Origin of the sequence: Micrococcus sp. HOU01 (assembly GCF_035609305.1) — a bacterium.
GTDB classification, from domain to species: Bacteria; Actinomycetota; Actinomycetes; order Actinomycetales; family Micrococcaceae; genus Micrococcus; species Micrococcus luteus.
Window position 1 is genome coordinate 1,180,469 of the sequence record NZ_CP141211.1, and the last position, 17,178, is coordinate 1,197,646.

The following is a 17,178-nucleotide window of genomic DNA, read 5'->3' on the forward strand; positions in this document are numbered from 1 at the left end:
GCAGGCAGCGAGGACAGAGATGAGCGAGAAGACAACACATGGGGCACGATGGGTGCGGGCCGCTCTCCAGGTGAACCCTTACGAGTACCAGGGGAAGAACGCACCGTCGGCCACATACAACACCGAGGCTGACTACAACAAGGCCCTGCTCGACGAGTGCGAAGTGCAGGGCACTGAGTTGTTCGCGGTCACTGATCACTGGAAGGTCGACTCCGCGCTCCAGCTCATCCGCGACGCAGCCGATCGGGGCATCGTTGCCCTTCCTGGCTTCGAGGCGAACTCCGATGAGGGCATCCATATCCTGGTGATCTTCGAAGCGGGTACCAGCGCTGCGGCGATCAACGCCGCGATCGGGATGTGCGGTGTTGCACCGGGCTGCGCCAACGGGACAACTGGTGCGTCGTTCACCGACATCCTCGAGAAAATGACCGCGCAGGGTGCGCTCGTGATTCCTGCCCACGTGAATGTCCCGAACAGTGGCCTTCTGACCGGCCGAGCCGGACAGCCGCTCGTCACGAAGATCAAGCACCCGGAACTTCATGCACTCGGCATCACGCCGAGCCAAGCCGATGGTACAGATCAGGCTGCGATCCTCAACGGCACCAAGCCCTACGACAGGGCTCATCCGCTTGCCGCGATCCATGCTGACGATGTGACGAAGCCCTCCGCCCTCCAGAACGAGGGCGCGAGCTGCTGGTTCAAGGTCAGCCGCCTCTCCGTAGACAGCCTTAAGCTCGCCGTCCGAACTCCTGAGACCCGAGTCTCGCTGGAAGATCCCGCGATCGAGGCGCGCCCCACCCTGAAGGAGATCTCGTGGGTCGGCGGCTTCCTGGATGGCGTAACGATCCCGCTCTCGACCGATCTCACGACACTCATTGGTGGACGAGGAACTGGGAAATCGACCGCCATTGAGAGCCTCCGATTCGTGCTGGGGCTCACCCCGATTGGCGCAGAGGCGAAACGAGACCATGACGACATCGTGAGCGGCGTACTCAAGTCGGGCACCGTTGTGAAGCTACTTGTCGAGACCGCCTCGCCGTCCGTGCGAACATTCACCATCGAACGCTCCGTCAACAACCTTCCGGTCGTGAAAGACGAGAGCGGTACTGCCACCAACCTGCGGCCAGTCGATGTCATCGCGAACGTGGAGATCTTCGGGCAGCACGAGCTCGCCGAGCTGACGAATGACAGCTCGAAGGTCGCGAGCATGCTGCAGCGGTTCCAAGGGAGCGGCGAACTGACAGTCGAGCACATCGACACCTTGGAGAAGCTCAAGCTGAATCGAGAGAAGCTGATTCGTGCGGAGGAAGGGCGATCCCAGCTCGAAGATGAGCTTGCGGATATCCCGCGGCTTGAGGAACAGGTGCGGCACTACACCGACACGGATGTGCCGACTCGGCTCAAGGAGGTCACGCGACTCACCCAAGATGAAGCGGTGTTCACCGAAGCAACGGCGCGCGTGACCACTGCTCAGGAGTCGCTAACAGCGCTCACTGACCCGCAGCTGATCACCAAGCTGGAGGCGGCATTTGAGAACATCCATGACTCACCGAGATCTGAGTATCTCAAGCGCGCGCAGGCTGCATCGACGGCGTTGGCCGCCACGCTGACGGCGCTTGCGACTGAGGCCCGCACAGCGCTCGACGCGGCATCCTTGGAGATCGAGACAGCGAAGAGCGAGTGGTCAGACGCAGTTCGTGAGCAGCGTGACGAACACGATGAGGTGCTGCGCAAGCTCGTGGAGGAAGGGCTGGAGCCCAACAAGTACCTCGACACGACCAGAGCGCTGGAGACGTTGAAGGCTAAGGAGTCTCGACGCGCCGGTATCGCAACAAGCCTTCGGGCCCTGCAAACCGAGCGGGACACCCTGCTGCAGGCGCTCGCAGGCCACGAGAACGACCGGGCACGAGAACTGACCGAGGCGATCCGTGCCGCGAACGCCGCGACCGGCGGAGTCGTGATCGTGAAACCCGTCCCCGCGTCGGATCGGAAGCACATCAAGTCGCTGATTGAGCAGTCCATCTCCGGCCAGCGCAATCGCATCATGGCGGCTATCGACCAGGACAACTTCTCAACGCGAGCTTTCGTGGAAGCGGCGCGGGCCGGAGAGCCGGAGCTGAGCGCGCAGTTCTCGATCACTGGCGCGCAGGCGCGATCTCTGGTCGAAGCCGGCGAGCCCCTTTTCCGCCACCTCGAAGAGCAGTCGGTGGGGCGAGCTGTGGAGGTGCAGCTGGACGTGCAGGCAGGAACCGGAACACGCGAGTTCAAGAAGATGGACGATCTGTCGAAAGGCCAGCGTGCGACCGCACTGCTTCTTCTCTTGCTCGGCGCATCGAATGCTCCGCTCGTGATCGACCAACCTGAGGATGATCTCGACAACCGATTTGTTTATGACGGCATCGTCACCAACCTTCGGAGCCTTAAGGGTAAGCGTCAGATCATCGCGAGTACTCACAACGCGAACGTTCCAGTGCTCGGTGACGCTGAGTTGATCGTGGCTCTCGAAGGAGATGGCCAGAACGGCCGAGCTGCAGCGGACGGGATCGGATCCCTGGACGATGTAGCCATTCGCTCACACGTTGAGAACGTGCTCGAGGGAGGGCCTGCAGCATTCAACGCTCGACAGCATCTTTACGGGTTCTAACTGCTATTCCGGTTCAAGGCAGCGCCGTCCAGACATCTGTTGTTACGGTGCGTGCGTCCGCAGTATCCGCCGGATCGTCGACTCGCTTACCCCATACATCTCCATCAGCTCGCGACGGGTCGAACCGCCGGCAAACAGACGCCTCGCCTCGGCCTTCTGTTCGTCGCTGAAGGCTGCACGTTTCCCCTTGTCAGCGGGGTCGAACCCCGCGCGGCGGAGTGTGTCGCGGACGGTCTTGCGGCGCACGTTGTACCGCTTCGCGAGCTCGTGCGTCGAAGCGCCGGCCTCGTAGTCCTCGATCAGGAGCTCGACAACCGAGCGACGCAGCGCATTGTGCTGGGGGGGAGCGGGCGGTCGTTGACCTCTCGTGTCGACTCGGGTGCCGTGGCCAGGAGATCGGTTAGTTTCGCGGGTTTCCGCCCTTGTTGGCAGTAGTTTCGCAGCAGCCCGACCACGTCGACGAAGCCGGAGTCCTGCAACGCAGGGCTCCGGCTTCGTCGTGCCCGGGGGCGGGGCAGCTTGGTCCGCCACTCTCCGTCGGTCGGGCGGGGCGGTTCAGGCCGCGAACAGCACGTGCGTGTCCGGCACGACGGCCCGGCCGCCGAGGGCCGTGAGCTCCAGCAGGCAGGCCGGGCCCACCACCTCCGCGCTCCGCGCCTCGATGAGCCGCCGGCCGGCGGCGAGGGTGCCGCCCGTGGCGAGGACGTCGTCGAGCAGGAGCACCCGTGACCCGGCCCGCAGGTCCTCGGAGACCTCGATGCTCGCGGTCCCGTACTCCAGCGTGTAGTCCGCGCGGGCCGCGGGAGCGGGGAGGCGCCCGGCCTTGCGCAGCGGCACGAGGCCGGTGCCGGTCAGGACGGCGGCCGCCCCGGCGAGCAGGAACCCGCGGGCCTCGAGGCCGGCCACGAGGTCGAACCGCCCCTCGAACGGCGCCACCAGGGCCTCAACACACGCCCTCAGGGCGCGGGCGTCGGCGAGCAGGGGCGTGATGTCCTGGAAGGCCACGCCCGGGCTGGGATGGTCGGGGACCACACGGATGAGCGAGCGGGCACGGGCGATCTCGGAGGTGACGGACACGGCCTCCACTCTAGGACGGACGCCGCCCGGGCCGCGGATGTGATCGGCGTCATCGGGCGGGGAGTTTGCTCTGGCTCCCTCAGGGGAGGACAGTAGATCGGTGGAAAATCCCCAGAATCCTCTCGCGGGCCGCGTGCCCGACGTCGAGCCGTCCGCCCGCGTGGCGGCGTCGACGGCCACCCGTCCCGACGACGCCACCCCCGACTGGCGCGGCCGCCCGTTCCTCGGCCAGCCCGGCCCGCTGGCGAACCTGTTCTCCGTGGAGCTGTGGGAGCGCTTCTCCTTCTACGGCATGCAGGCCATGCTCGTGTACTACATGTCCTGGACCGCCGCCGAGGGCGGCCTCGGGATCGACCCGGCCGTGGCCACGGGCATCGTCGGCGCCTACGGCGGCATGGTGTACGTGTTCTGCATCCTCGGCGGCTGGGTCGCCGACCGCCTGCTCGGTTCCGAGCGCACCATGTTCTTCAGTGCCGTCGGGATCATGTTGGGCCACATCGCGCTGGCCCTCGTCCCGGGGGTCCCGGGCCTGACCCTCGGCCTCGTGCTCGTCGCCGTCGGTTCGGGCGGCCTCAAGGCCAACGCCACGAACCTCGTCGGCTCCCTGTACTCCCGCGAGGACCCCAAGCGCGACGCCGGCTTCTCCATCTTCTACATGGGCGTGAACATCGGCGCCCTCTTCGGCCCGCTGCTCACCGGCCTGGCGCGCGACACGATGGGCTTCCACGTGGGCTTCGGCCTCGCCGCCGCCGGCATGGCCATCGGCCTGGCGCAGTACGCCCTGACCCGCAAGAACCTGCCGAGCACCGTGCACCGGGTCCCGGATCCGCTGCCGCGGTCGCAGTACGGCCGCTGGGGCCTGATCGGCCTGGGCATGGTCGCCGTCGTCGTGGCCCTGTTCCTCACGGACGTCATCACCCTGGACAACCTCTCCGACGCCGTCGTCGTGCTCGCCGCCGTCGCGGCCATCGCGATCTTCGCGGTCCTGCTGACCTCGACGAAGGTCTCGGAGGAGGAGCGCTCGCGCGTGAAGGCGTTCATCCCGCTGTTCATCGGCACGTCCGTGTTCTTCGCCCTCTTCCAGCAGCAGTTCACCGTGATCGCGCTGTACTCCGAGCACCGCCTCGACCGGAACCTGTTCGGCTGGCTCATGCCCATGGAGTGGGTCAACTCCATCAACCCGATCTTCATCATCGTGTTCGCCCCGGTGTTCGCCGCGCTGTGGACCAAGCTGGGCGCCCGCCAGCCCGCCACGCCGGTGAAGTTCGGCATCGGCATCGTCCTGATCGGCATCGCCTTCCTGCTGTTCATCCCGGTGGCCGACGTCGTCGCCGTGCCGCTGCTGTGGCTGACGCTGATCCTCTTCGTCTGCACCATGGGCGAGCTTCTCGTCTCCCCGGTGGGCCTCTCCCTGGCCACCAAGGTCGCCCCGCGCAGCTTCCCGGTGATGATGGTGTCGCTGTACAACCTGTCCGTCGCCCTGGGCACGGCCCTGGCGGGCTCCCTGGCCGGCTCCTACTCGGAACAGAACGAGGTGGGCTACTTCGGCGTGATCGGCGCGGTCACCCTGGGCGTGGGCCTGCTCGTGCTGGCCATCGCCAAGCCGGTGCGTCGCGGCATGCGCGGCGTGCTCTGAGCGCGCCAGTGGCGCGAATCACGCGCCGCTCGGTAGTCTGCGAGACGACGTCATCACTCCCGACCACGCAAAGGACGCGCACTCCATGAGCTCCATCCCCGAAGGCCTGAAGTACTCCGCCGAGCACGAGTGGATCGCCGAGGCCGGTGCCGCCGGCACGGTCCGCGTGGGCATCACCGACTTCGCCCAGGATGCGCTGGGTGACGTCGTGTACGTGGACCTGCCGGAGGTCGGCACCGAGGTCACCGCGGGCACCGCGGTGGGCGAGGTCGAGTCCACGAAGTCCGTCTCGGACATCTACGCCCCGGTCTCCGGCACCGTGGCCGCCGTCAACGACGAGCTCGACGGCGAGCCCGGCCTGGTCAACTCCGCCCCCTACGAGGGCGGCTGGCTGTTCGAGATCACCCTCGCGGACGAGGCCCAGCTCGAGGGCCTCATGGACGCCGAGGGCTACGCCTCGCACACCAGCTGAGCCCCGTCCGCCCTCGCCCCGCCGCTGGCCGGCGGGGCGACGGCGTCCCCTTCGTCTCTCCCTCCGGCGCCGCGGCGCCGGCCCTCGCACAGGAGCACCCCATGAACCAGCCCGGACGTGAACCGGACCTGTCCACCTCCGCCATCAACCTCACCGAGCTGGCGCCGCTGGTCTCGGCGGACCTCACCCGCGAGGAGTCGGACGCGATCCGCGCCCTCCCGGCCGGTTCCGCGCTGCTGCTCGCCCACGAGGGCCCGGACCAGTCCGCCCGCTTCCTGCTGGACGAGGACGTGGTCTCCGTGGGGCGCCACCCGGACGCGGACATCTTCCTCGACGACGTCACCGTCTCCCGTCGTCACGCGGAGTTCCGGGCCGAGGACGGCGGCCATCGGCTCGTGGACCTGAACTCCCTCAACGGCACCTTCGTGAACCACGACCGCGTGGACGAGATCCTGCTGCGCTCCGGGATGCACGTGCAGATCGGCAAGTACCGGCTCACGTACTACGCCGGACCGGCGCGGGGCTGAGCCGCCATCCCCGTGACCGATCCGCGCCCGCGCCCCGACGCCGTCCCCACCGCCCGCCCTGCGGGCCGGCTGGGCATCGGCGAGGTGGTGGCCGCCCTCGAAGCCGAATTCCCCGGCGTCTCCGCGTCCAAGGTGCGCTTCCTGGAGGAGCGTGGCCTCGTCCTGCCCGAGCGGACCCCCGCCGGCTACCGGCGCTTCCGGCCCGAGGACGTGGACCGGCTCCGGTTCGTCCTCGCCCTGCAGCGCGACCACTTCCTGCCGCTCAAGGTGATCGCCGAACACCTGGCCGCGCTGGACCGCGGTGAACGCCCCACCGACCTGCCCGGAACCGCGGCGGTCCCGGCGTCCTCGGACGCGGATCGGCTCGGCCGCGAGGTCGCCGGGGGCCGCCGGTCGTGGACACGCGCCGAGCTCGCCGCCGAATCCGGTGCGGGCGAGGAGCTGCTGGCCGAGCTGGACCAGTACTCACTCCTGCCCGTCGATCCCGACGGCGGCTACCCGAGCCACGCGATGGACGTGGCCCGGGCCGCCGTCGTGCTCGCGGGCCACGGCCTGGAGCCGCGGCACCTGCGCCCGCTGCGGGCCGCCGCCGACCGCGAGCTGGGCCTGGTGGAGCGCGCCGTCGCCCCGCTGCAGGCCCGCCGCGATGCCGGCACCCGCCCCCGCGTGGCCCGCTCGGCACGGGAGATCGCGCAGGCCAGCCTGCGGCTGCACGCGGCCCTCGTGGCCGAGGGGCTGGAGCAGTGGGATGACTGAGCCGCGCCCCGTGCCCGCCGACGACGTCGGCGACGTGCCGCTCTCCGTGCTCGGCGTGCGCGTCGAGCTGCCCGAGCAGCACCATGTGATCCTGCTGGTGGATCCGCCCGGCCGCACGATGGTCCCGCTGTGGGTGGGCGCGCCCGAGGCCGCCGCCGCCGCGCTCGCACTCGAGGGCGTCCGCGCGCCCCGGCCCCTCACCCATGAGCTGCTCCTGGCCGCCGTCGACGCCCTGGGCGCCGAGGTCGTGCGGGTGCGGCTCACCGAGATCCGGGACGAGGTCGTGCACGCCGAGCTCGTGCTCTCCACGGGCGCCCGGGTCGACGCCCGCGCGTCGGACGCCGTCGTGGTCGCCCTGCGCGCCGACGCCCCCGTGCTCGGCAGCCCCGCCGTGCTCGCGGACGCCGGCATGCCCGGCGCGGACGGGGGAGGAGGACGCCGGCCAGGAGCGCGCCGTCGAGGACTTCCGCGACTTCCTGGACACGGTGCGCCCCGAGGACTTCGCCTGAGCGGAGCCGGGGCGACACGGCGCGGCCGCGCCGCCGGCTTCGTTGACCGCCCCCGGACCCGCGCGTACCTTCGAGGGGAAGAGGGCCCCGCCACCCGGGGCGCCTCCGTCGTCCTCCCCACGGTCACCGGGGAGCGCCGCCACGGTCACCGGCGGCACATGACGGTCGCGTCCCCTTCCCGCACCGGGGGCCCCGCACCAGGAGGTTCCCCGTGACACCCACTGCAGGTCCTGGCCGGCCCCCCGCGCTCGGCACCCAGGGCACGCTCTTCGACGAGGGCGCGACCCGGGGCGACGACGTCGGCTTCCGCGGTCCCACCGCGTGCAAGGCCGCCGGCATCACCTATCGCCAGCTCGACTACTGGGCCCGCACGGACCTCGTGGTCCCCACGGTCCGCAGCGCCTCCGGCTCCGGCTCCCAGCGGCTCTACTCGTTCCGCGACATCCTCGTCCTCAAGGTGGTCAAGCGCCTCCTGGACACCGGCGTCTCGCTCCAGCAGATCCGCGCCGCCGTGGGCCACCTGCGCGAGCGGGGTGTCGAGGATCTGGCGCAGATCACCCTGATGAGCGACGGCGCCTCGGTGTACGAGTGCACCTCGGCGGACGAGGTCGTGGACCTCGTCCAGGGCGGCCAGGGCGTCTTCGGGATCGCCGTCGGCCGCGTGTGGCGCGAGGTCGAGGGCAGCCTCGCCGAGCTGCCCCGCGAGAGCGTGGTCGGCGCCCCCGAGCCGGGGGACGAGCTGGCCGGGCGGCGTCGGGCCCGCCGCTCCGCCTGACCCTCCACCGCGGGGCGCCCCGGAGGGCCGAGTCAGTCATCTTTCGTCTCGCAGCGGTGACTGTGCGCGACATGAGGCGGAACTCCGGCGCGGTGTGACACACTCCCAACCATGACCGCACCTGTCGAGAACTCCACCCCTCCAGAGGACGCGGCCGGGTCGACCGGAGCCGGCGCCGTCTTCTCCAAGGTCTTGGTGGCCAACCGCGGCGAGATCGCCGTCCGCGCCTTCCGCGCCTGCTACGAGCTGGGCGCCCGCACCGTCGCCGTCTTCCCCTACGAGGACCGCAATTCGATCCACCGCCAGAAGGCGGACGAGGCCTACCGCATCGGCGAGGAGGGCCACCCCGTGCGCGCCTACCTCGACGTGGACGAGATCATCCGCGTGGCCAAGGACGCCGGGGCCGACGCGATCTATCCGGGCTACGGCTTCCTGTCGGAGAACGCCGGCCTGGCCCGCGCCGCGGCCGAGAACGGGATCACCTTCGTCGGCCCGCCCGCCGACGTCCTCGAGCTGACCGGCAACAAGGTCGAGGCCCTGCGCGCGGCCAAGCGTGCGGGCATCCCCACCCTGGCCTCCTCGGACCCGAGCGCCGACGTCGAGTGGCTCCTGGAGCAGGCCGAGGAGATCGGCTTCCCCATCTTCGTCAAGGCCGTCGCCGGCGGCGGCGGCCGCGGCATGCGCCGCGTCGAGCGCCCCGAGGACCTGCGCGGCTCACTCGAGGCCGCGATGCGCGAGGCGGACACCGCCTTCGGCGACCCCACCGTGTTCCTCGAGCAGGCCGTCCTGCGGCCGCGGCACATCGAGGTGCAGATCCTCGCCGACGGCGAGGGCAACGTCGTGCACCTCTTCGAGCGGGACTGCTCGCTCCAGCGCCGCCACCAGAAGGTCATCGAGATGGCCCCGGCCCCGAACCTGGACGAGGAGATCCGGCAGGCCCTGCACCGGGACGCCGTCGCCTTCGCCAAGGAGATGGGGTACGTCAACGCGGGCACCGTCGAGTTCCTCGTGGACACGGCGGGCGAGCGTGCGGGCCAGCACGTGTTCATCGAGATGAACCCCCGCATCCAGGTGGAGCACACCGTGACCGAGGAGGTCACGGACGTGGACCTGGTGGGCGCGCAGCTGCGCATCGCCGCCGGCGCCACCCTGCCCGAGCTGGGCATCACGCAGGACGCCCTCCAGGTCCGCGGCTTCGCCATCCAGTGCCGCATCACCACCGAGGACCCGGCCAACGGCTTCCGCCCGGACATCGGCACCATCACCGCCTACCGCTCGGCCGGCGGCTCCGGTGTGCGCCTCGACGGCGGCACCATCTACGCCGGTGCGGAGATCAGCCCGCACTTCGACTCCATGCTGGTCAAGCTCACCTGCCGCGGACGCGACTACGCCACGGCCGTGCGCCGCGTGCGCCGCGCCCTGGCAGAGTTCCGCGTGCGCGGCGTGGCCACCAACATCCCCTTCCTGATGAACGTGATGGACAACCCGCAGTTCCTCAGCGGCGACGTCGCCACGGACTTCATCGACAAGCACCCCGAGCTGGCCACGGTGAACCGCTCCCAGGACCGCGGCTCCAAGGCCCTGCAGTACCTCGTGGACGTCACCGTCAACCAGCCGCACGGCCCGCGCGTCGAGGGCATCGACCCTCGCGACCGCCTCCCCGAGCACCCGGGCGACAAGCACCAGGAGCCGGACCGCTCGCCCTTCGACGGCCCGAGCCGGAACGAGGACGCGGTGCCCCCGCACGGCTGGCGTCAGGTGCTGCTGGAGCAGGGCCCCGAGGGCTTCGCCCGCACCCTGCGTGAGCAGACAGCGCTGGCCGTCACGGACACCACGTTCCGCGACGCCCACCAGTCCCTGCTGGCCACCCGCGTCCGCACGCGCGACCTGCTGGCCGCCGCGCCCGCCGTCGCGCACACCCTGCCGGGGCTGCTCTCCGTGGAGGCCTGGGGCGGGGCGACGTACGACGTCGCGCTGCGCTTCCTCCACGAGGACCCGTGGCAGCGCCTCGAGCTGCTGCGCGCGGAGCTGCCGAACATCCCGATCCAGATGCTGCTGCGCGGCCGCAACACGGTGGGCTACACGCCGTACCCCACCGAGGTGACGGACGCGTTCGTGGCCGAGGCCGCGGCGTCCGGCGTCGACGTGTTCCGCATCTTCGACGCCCTCAACGACGTCGAGCAGATCACCCCGGCCATCGAGGCGGTGCGTGCCACGGGCACCGCCGTGGCCGAGGCGGCCCTGTGCTACACGGGCAACATGACGGACCCGAAGGAGACGCTCTACACGCTCGACTACTACCTGGGCCTCGCCCGCCGGATGGTCGACGCCGGCGCCCACGTCCTGGCGATCAAGGACATGGCGGGCCTGCTGCGGCCCGCCGCCGCGCGCGAGCTCGTCACCGCCCTGCGCGCCGAGTTCGACCTGCCCGTGCACCTGCACACGCACGACACCGCCGGCGGCCAGCTGGCCACCCTGCTCGCGGCGGCGGAGGCCGGCGTGGACGCCGTCGACGCGGCCACCGCGTCCATGGCGGGCACCACCAGCCAGGTGCCGCTGTCCGCCCTGGTCGCGGCGCTCGAGCACACCGAGCGGGACACCGGTCTCGGCCTCGAGGCCGCCACCGCGATGGAGCCCTACTGGGAGTCCGTCCGCTCGGCGTACGCGCCCTTCGAGGCGGGGCTGCCCGCCCCGACCGGCCGCGTGTACCACCACGAGATCCCGGGCGGCCAGCTGTCCAACCTGCGCACCCAGGCGATCGCGCTCGGCCTGGGGGAGCGGTTCGAGGCCATCGAGTCGATGTACGCCGCGGCCGACGACCTGCTCGGCCACCTCGTCAAGGTCACCCCGTCCTCCAAGGTGGTGGGCGATCTGGCGCTGCAGCTGGTCGGCTCCGGCGTGGACCCGAAGGAGTTCGCGGAGCGTCCGCAGGAGTTCGACATCCCGGACTCCGTGATCGGCTTCCTGCGCGGCGAGCTCGGCGACCCGCCCGGCGGCTGGCCGGAGCCCTTCCGGACCAAGGCCCTCCAGGGTCGCCGCGAGGGCGCGGGCATGGTGGAGATCTCCGCGGAGGACTCGAGCGCCCTCGCCGAGGCCGGACAGACCCGCCGCGCGGTGCTGAACCGCCTGCTCTTCCCCGGCCCCACGAAGGAGTTCGAGGCGCACCGCGAGGAGTTCGGGGACACCGTCACCCTGCACACCCGCGACTTCCTCTACGGCCTCGTCCCCGGGCGTGAGCACGTCATCTCGCTCGGACGCGGTGTCCGGCTGCTCGCCACCCTCATGTCCGTCTCCGAGCCGGACGAGAAGGGCATGCGCACGGTGATGGTCACCCTGAACGGCCAGCTGCGCCAGATGACCGTCCGGGACCGCTCGATCGAGTCCACCGTGCGGACCGCGGAGAAGGCGGACCCCGGCACCCCCGGCCACGTCGCCGCCCCGTTCGCGGGCTCGGTCACCGTCCAGGTGGCCGAGGGCGACGCCGTCGAGGTCGGCCAGGCGGTGGCCACGATCGAGGCGATGAAGATGGAGGCCACGATCACGGCCCAGGCTGCGGGCACCGTGCGCCGCGTGGTCACGGAGGGCGTCACGCCCGTCAACGGCGGAGACCTGCTGCTCGTGATCGAGTGAGCCCCGCGTGAGCCCGCCGCCGGCGGGCCGCCCCACGGGCCCGGACGCCACCGCGTCCGGGCCCGTGCCTATCCTGGGAGGCATGGCCACCTCTGCGGAACACCACGACCTGCTCATCATCGGCTCCGGATCGGGGAACTCCCTGATCAGCGAACACTGGAAGGGCCGGAGCGTCGTGATCGCCGACTCCGGCACGTTCGGCGGCACCTGCCTGAACGTCGGCTGCATCCCCACCAAGATGTACGCCTACCCGGCCGGCCTGGCCGCGCTGCCCCCCGAGGCCCGGAGCCTCGGGGTGGGGCTGGAGTTCACGGGCGCCGACTTCCCGGCCATCCGGGACCGCATCTTCACGCGCATCGACGGCATCAGCCGCGACGGGCTCCGCTACCGCCGGGACGATCTGGACTACACGAGCGTGATCCAGGAGGAGGTCCGCTTCGTCGGCCCCCGCCGCGTGCGCACCGCCTCGGGCCGGGAGATCACGGCGGACCAGGTGGTGGTCGCCGCGGGGTCTCGGCCCACCCTCCCGGCGATCCCGGGCCTGGACCTGCCGTCGGTGCACACCTCGGACACCGTCATGCGGATGGATCGGCTGCCGCGGCGGCTGCTCGTGGTGGGCGGCGGGTTCATCGCCTGCGAGTTCGCCTCCGTCTTCGCCGGGCTGGGGACCGAGGTCGTCCAGGTCAACCGCGGCCACCGGCTGCTCAAGCAGCACGACATGTCCGTGTCCACGACGTTCACGAAGATCGCTGCCCGACGGTGGGACCTGCGCACGGGGTGGACCCTGGCCGGGATCGAACCGGTCGAGGACGCCGAGCGGGCCGCGGACGGCTGGGTCCGGGTGCACCTGGATCGCGCGGAGGGCCAGGAGCAGACCGGCATCGTGGAGGAGGCCATCGAGGCGGACGCGGTGCTGATCGCGGTCGGCCGGACGCCCAACACGGACCGCCTCGACCCCGCCGCCGCGGGACTGGACGTCACCGACGGCGGCGTCCTGGCCAGCGACCAGCACCAGCGCGCGCTCTCCGACGGTGCTCCGGTGGAGGGGGTCTACGTGCTCGGGGATGTCGCCAACACGTGGCAGCTCAAGCACGTGGCCAACCACGAGGCCCGCGTCATCGCGCACAACCTGGAGCATCCGGACGACCTCCGCGCCAACACGCTCGGCCCCGTGCCGGCGGCCGTGTTCACCCATCCGCAGGCGGCCTCCGTCGGGCTCACGGTGGAACAGGCGCTCGCCGACTACGGCGCGGACGCGATCACGGTGAAGACCCAGTCCTTCGGGGACGTCGCCTACGGCTGGGCCATGGAGGACACCGAGGGCGTGTGCACCGTCGTCGCGGAGAAGGCCACGGGACGGATCCTGGGCGGGCACATCCTGGGGCACGAGGCCGCGAACCTCATCCAGCCGCTCGTGACCGGCATGGCGTTCGGCATCGACGCCCACCGGCTCGCGCGGGGCCAGTACTGGCCCCACCCGGCCCTCACCGAGGTCGTCGAGAACGCGCTGCTGGGCCTGGACGTGCCGGACTCCGGTCTGCTCTGACCGGACCCGCGGGGACGACGACGCCCGGCCGCGGGGGCCGGGCGCCGTCGTCGAGGGGCGTTCAGTTCTGCGGGGCGGGCTCCCCGTAGATGTCCGCGATCTGCGCGGCGAAGTCCTTCATGATCGCCGACCGGCGCATCTTCAGGGACGGGGTCACATGGCCCTCCTCCAGGGAGAAGTCGCGGTCGAGGATGCGGAACTCCCGGATCCCCTCGGCGCGCGAGACCAGGCTGTTGGCCTTGTCCACGGCCTCCTGGATGTGACGGCGCACCGCGTCCTCGCGTGCGGCCGCAGCGACGTCGAGGTCCTTCGGCAGCCCGTTCGCGGCGAGCCACGCGGGCAGGGTGTCGGTGTCGAGGGTGACGATCGCCGCGATGAAGGGCTTGCCGTCGCCGACCACCATCACCTGGGAGACGAGCGCGTCGCTGCGGATCGCGTCCTCGAGCATCGCCGGTGCCACGTTCTTGCCGCCGGCCGTCACCAGCAGCTCCTTCTTGCGGCCGGTGATCGTGAGGAAGCCGTCGTCGTCCAGGGCCCCGAGGTCGCCGGTGCGGAACCAGCCGTCCTCGAAGGCCTCCTCGTTCGCCTCCGGCCGGTTGTGGTAGCCGCGCATCAGCGACGTGCCGCGCGTGAGGATCTCGCCGTCCTCGGCGATCCGCACCTGGTTGCCGCCGAGGGGGTGTCCGACCGTGCCGATCTTCAGCCGGTCCGGCCGGCCCACGGTGATGGGGGCCGTCGTCTCGGTGAGGCCGTAGCCCTCGAGGATGGTCACGCCCACGCCGCGGAAGAAGTGCGCCAGGTCGGTGGAGAGGGGGCCGCCGCCGGAGACCGCGTACGCGAGCCGGCCGCCCATGGCCGTCCGGATCCGGCGGTAGACCAGCGCGGAGTAGAACGCGCGCTGCAGCCGCAGGGGCGCCGTCATCTGGCCCGAGTCCAGCGCCCGGGACCAGCGGATCGCCACGTCCGCGCCACGGCGGAAGATCTTCTCCTTGCCGCCGCTCTGCGCGTTGAGCAGCGCCGCGTTGTAGATCTTCTCGAACACGCGCGGCACGGCCAGCACGAAGCTCGGCTGGAAGGTCTGCAGCGAGACCGAGAGCCGCTTGATGTCCGAGACGTGCCCGCAGCGTGCGCCCGCGGCGACGGTGAGCACCGAGACGAAGCGCGCGAACACGTGCGCCAGGGGGATGAACAGCACGGTGGAGGTGTCCTCGCGGACGACGTCGCCGAGCGAGGAGGACAGGGTCTGGTTGACGAGCTCCGCGAAGTTCTCGTGCGTGAGCTCGCAGCCCTTGGGCAGGCCCGTGGTGCCGGAGGTGTAGATGATGGTCGCCAGGTCGGCCAGGCCGGCGGAGGACCGGCGCGTCTCGAGCTCCTCATCGGTGACGTCCGCGCCCAGGGCGACGAGCGCCTCGAGGCCGGAGCCGGGGGCGCCGTCGGCCGGGTCCATCGTCCACAGGCCGATCAGCTCCGGCAGGCCCTCGCGCTGCACCGCGTCCCGCACCGTCTTGGCGAGGTCCTCGTTCCCGGTCACGACGGCGCGCACGTCCGAGTCCTCGATGATCCAGGACACCTGGCTGACGGAGGAGGTCTCGTACACGGGCACGGTGACCGCGCCGGCATACCAGATGGCGAAGTCGACCAGTGTCCACTCCAGGCGGGTGGAGGCCAGGAGACCGACCGTCTCCCCGGGCTGGATCCCGGCGGCGATGAGCCCCTTGGCCAGGGCCCGCACGCGTTCGCGGGCGTCCCGGGCGGAGACGTCCGTCCACTGGTCCTGCGCGTCGGGCACCGCGAAGAGGCCGTGGTCGGGACGCTCCGTGGCCTGGCGTTCCAGGAAGTCCGTGATGTTCGCCTCCGGGGACAGGCGGGGGTGGTACGGCTCGCTGATCTCGTGCATGGGACTCCTCGGGCGTCGGGTCGGTCCCGCCGACCGATGGTCGGCGGAACGGAAGTATGTGTGAGTCGTGTCACGCACACTCTACAACCGGCAGCGGCAGGGTCCGGGCGCGACTCAGTGCGTCGTCATGGCGGCGACCGCGCTCCGGCCGTGGTCGATCAGCAGCGGCAGGTCGTAGTCGAGCGTGGCGACGTGGCGGCTGCGGGGCAGTCCCACCACCTCCACGGGGGCCTGGCGCAGGCCCCGCACCAGGGTCCGGTGGCTCGAGGCGGGCACGACGGCGTCGCGGGCGGACCGGTAGACCGTCACGGGAGCGGTGATCCGCGGCAGGGCGCGGCGGGCGGCCCGCTGGATGCGGCCGAGGGCGGCGACGCCGGCCACCGGCGTGCGGGGGTAGGCGCGCTCGCGCGCCGTCGGGTCCGCGATGTCGTCCGCGATCGGGGCGACCGTGGGGACGAACGGGGCCAGCAGCGGGGCGAAGGGGGCGAGGGGGCTGGCGAAGCGCAGCGCGGGGTTCACCACGAGCACGCCGGCCACGGGTCGGTGGGCCGCGGCGTCGAGCGCGAGGGCGCCGCCCATCGAGATGCCCGCCATGACCACGCGGCCGTGTCGGGCGAGCTCGAGGTCCACGACGGCCCGGACGGCGGCGCGGATCTCGTCCGCACCCGTGGCGGCGAGGTCCTCCCACCGCGTGCCGTGCCCCGGCAGCAGGGGCACGCTCACGGGGGAGCCGCCTGCCGCGAGCCCCTCGGCCCAGGCGCGGACGGAGGCCGGAGTCGAGGTGAACCCGTGCAGGAGCACGACGCAGTGGTCGCGCCGGGCGGGAGCGGCGGGCATGAGGCGCAGGGGGAGGTCTTCGGGGGCGACGGCGACGGGGCGGGGCATGGTGCCAGGGTAAGGCAGGCGGACCAGACCATGGGCAGGCACCCGACCGCCCCGACCGGAAGGCCCTCGTGTCCACGTTCTACTGGTCCGCCAAGACGTTCGCCGTGGCTCCGGCCACCCGCCTGCTGTTCCGCCCCTGGGTGAAGGGCCTCGGGAACGTGCCGGCCGAGGGCCCGGCGATCCTGGCCAGCAACCACCTGTCCGTCTCGGACTCGGTGTTCATGCCGGCCATGCTCGACCGCCAGGTGCACTTCCTGGCCAAGCACGAGTACTTCACCGGCCCGGGCGTGAAGGGCTGGGTCACCCGCCGGTTCTTCGAGGCCGCGAACCAGCTGCCCATGGACCGCTCCGGCGGAGAGGCGTCCCTGCGCTCGCTGAACGCGGGCCTCGCGGCGCTGCGGGAGGGCCGGCTGCTCGGGATCTACCCGGAGGGCACCCGCAGCCCGGACGGGCGGCTGCATCGCGGCAAGATCGGCGTGGCCAAGCTCGCGCTGGCCTCGGGCGCGCCCGTGGTGCCCATCGCGATGATCGGCACGGACCGGGTCCAGCCGATCGGCCACGTGCTGCCGCGGATCCGGCGCCTGGGCATGATCTTCGGTGAGCCGCTGGACTTCTCCGACCGTGCCGAGGCCGTCGGCGACCCCCGGGTGCTGCGGGAGGTGACGGACGAGATCATGGAGGCCATCCGGCGCCTGTCGGGCCAGGAGTACGTGGACACCTACGCGGCGGACGTGAAGGCGGGCCGTACGGCCGCTCCGCCACGCGCCCGCGACTGAGCGGGGCCCGCGCGTCGTCATCCGGGGACGCTCAGACCGGGGCGCGGC

Annotated in this window: 14 protein-coding genes; 10 read left to right on the plus strand and 4 right to left on the minus strand. The window is 71.3% G+C overall.

The annotated features are described in order from the left end of the window. The first annotated feature begins 19 nt into the window (after positions 1 to 19). Positions 20 to 2,644: a TrlF family AAA-like ATPase gene (locus SOY78_RS05480; protein WP_324701902.1), complete on the plus strand. Its 2,625-nt coding sequence runs from the start codon at positions 20 to 22 to the stop codon at positions 2,642 to 2,644. A 42-nt stretch (positions 2,645 to 2,686) separates the two neighbouring features. Here SOY78_RS05480 and SOY78_RS05485 read toward each other — a convergent pair whose 3' ends face one another. Then, positions 2,687 to 2,890, minus strand: a complete 204-nt coding sequence (locus SOY78_RS05485) for a hypothetical protein (RefSeq protein WP_324701903.1) — start codon at positions 2,888 to 2,890, stop codon at positions 2,687 to 2,689. Between the two features lie 309 nt (positions 2,891 to 3,199). Continuing rightward, positions 3,200 to 3,721: an adenine phosphoribosyltransferase gene (locus SOY78_RS05490; RefSeq protein WP_073116589.1), complete on the minus strand. Its 522-nt coding sequence runs from the start codon at positions 3,719 to 3,721 to the stop codon at positions 3,200 to 3,202. 100 nt (positions 3,722 to 3,821) lie between these two features. Here SOY78_RS05490 and SOY78_RS05495 point away from each other — a divergent pair, with 100 nt between their 5' ends. The 8 genes from SOY78_RS05495 to SOY78_RS05530 all read left to right on the plus strand — a co-directional run bounded on the left by SOY78_RS05495 (position 3,822) and on the right by SOY78_RS05530 (position 13,572). Next, positions 3,822 to 5,357 (plus strand): peptide MFS transporter, encoded by a 1,536-nt coding sequence (locus SOY78_RS05495; RefSeq protein WP_269600675.1) that lies wholly within the window; start codon positions 3,822 to 3,824, stop codon positions 5,355 to 5,357. 85 nt (positions 5,358 to 5,442) lie between these two features. Then, positions 5,443 to 5,829: a glycine cleavage system protein GcvH gene (gene gcvH / locus SOY78_RS05500; protein WP_002854607.1), complete on the plus strand. Its 387-nt coding sequence runs from the start codon at positions 5,443 to 5,445 to the stop codon at positions 5,827 to 5,829. A gap of 101 nt (positions 5,830 to 5,930) precedes the next feature. Next, positions 5,931 to 6,356: an FHA domain-containing protein gene (locus SOY78_RS05505; protein WP_002854606.1), complete on the plus strand. Its 426-nt coding sequence runs from the start codon at positions 5,931 to 5,933 to the stop codon at positions 6,354 to 6,356. A 12-nt stretch (positions 6,357 to 6,368) separates the two neighbouring features. After that, on the plus strand, positions 6,369 to 7,112 hold the full coding sequence (locus SOY78_RS05510; protein ID WP_225348543.1) for a MerR family transcriptional regulator: 744 nt from the start codon (positions 6,369 to 6,371) through the stop codon (positions 7,110 to 7,112). Then, positions 7,105 to 7,836 carry a bifunctional nuclease family protein gene (locus tag SOY78_RS05515; protein WP_324701904.1) on the plus strand — a complete coding sequence of 244 codons (732 nt, stop codon included), beginning with the start codon at positions 7,105 to 7,107 and terminating at the stop codon, positions 7,834 to 7,836. Before SOY78_RS05510 ends, SOY78_RS05515 begins: the two co-directional genes overlap by 8 nt. Continuing rightward, positions 7,833 to 8,396 (plus strand): MerR family transcriptional regulator, encoded by a 564-nt coding sequence (locus SOY78_RS05520; RefSeq protein ID WP_135019669.1) that lies wholly within the window; start codon positions 7,833 to 7,835, stop codon positions 8,394 to 8,396. The genes SOY78_RS05515 and SOY78_RS05520 overlap by 4 nt, the downstream gene beginning before the upstream one ends. Before the next feature lie 111 nt (positions 8,397 to 8,507). After that, positions 8,508 to 12,026 (plus strand): pyruvate carboxylase, encoded by a 3,519-nt coding sequence (locus SOY78_RS05525; protein WP_324701905.1) that lies wholly within the window; start codon positions 8,508 to 8,510, stop codon positions 12,024 to 12,026. A gap of 82 nt (positions 12,027 to 12,108) precedes the next feature. Beyond that, the gene (locus SOY78_RS05530) at positions 12,109 to 13,572 is read left to right on the plus strand and encodes a mycothione reductase (RefSeq protein ID WP_163721305.1); all 1,464 of its coding nucleotides are present in this window, start codon (positions 12,109 to 12,111) and stop codon (positions 13,570 to 13,572) included. A 61-nt stretch (positions 13,573 to 13,633) separates the two neighbouring features. On the opposite strand, the gene SOY78_RS05535 is transcribed toward SOY78_RS05530, so the two are convergent. Together SOY78_RS05535 and SOY78_RS05540 are read right to left on the minus strand one after the other, a co-directional pair. After that, positions 13,634 to 15,469: an AMP-dependent synthetase/ligase gene (locus SOY78_RS05535; RefSeq protein ID WP_324701906.1), complete on the minus strand. Its 1,836-nt coding sequence runs from the start codon at positions 15,467 to 15,469 to the stop codon at positions 13,634 to 13,636. Positions 15,470 to 15,583: 114 nt separating this feature from the next. Further along, positions 15,584 to 16,354, minus strand: coding sequence for an alpha/beta hydrolase (locus SOY78_RS05540; protein ID WP_036316677.1), 771 nt, complete (start codon positions 16,352 to 16,354; stop codon positions 15,584 to 15,586). Between the two features lie 68 nt (positions 16,355 to 16,422). Between SOY78_RS05540 and SOY78_RS05545 the strand changes: the two genes are divergently transcribed. Beyond that, positions 16,423 to 17,130 (plus strand): lysophospholipid acyltransferase family protein, encoded by a 708-nt coding sequence (locus SOY78_RS05545; protein ID WP_324701907.1) that lies wholly within the window; start codon positions 16,423 to 16,425, stop codon positions 17,128 to 17,130. Positions 17,131 to 17,178: the final 48 nt, after the last annotated feature.